At 47.2% G+C, this 290-nt stretch carries 1 protein-coding gene; it reads left to right on the forward strand.

Features of this window, described 5'->3' with window-relative positions:
• Positions 1-290: hypothetical protein (locus ICN23_RS09910; protein WP_216232087.1), on the forward strand; the 290-nt coding region annotated here is incomplete at both ends.

The raw sequence follows: 290 nt of genomic DNA on the forward strand, positions 1-290 counted from the left end.
GAGCTCCTTGGTTCGAACGGCGTTTACACCCTGACTGATACTGGTAATGCCATCACCACCTTAGCTGGTAATACTGGCACTGTTTCATTCTTAGAGAACAGTGGTTTTGCGATTGGCGCTGTTAATACGACTGGTTTAACAGCAAGCACCAGTGTGACATTGAGCTCCACTGGCACCGTAACTCAGTCTAATTTAATTAGCACCCCAAGTCTCTTGCTATTGGGTTCTGGTGGTGTTTACACCTTAACCAATACCTCTAACGCCATTACGACGTTGGCAGCCAATACCGG

It is taken from the genome of Polynucleobacter sp. MWH-Jannik1A5, assembly GCF_018881795.1.
Taxonomy (GTDB): Bacteria; Pseudomonadota; Gammaproteobacteria; order Burkholderiales; family Burkholderiaceae; genus Polynucleobacter.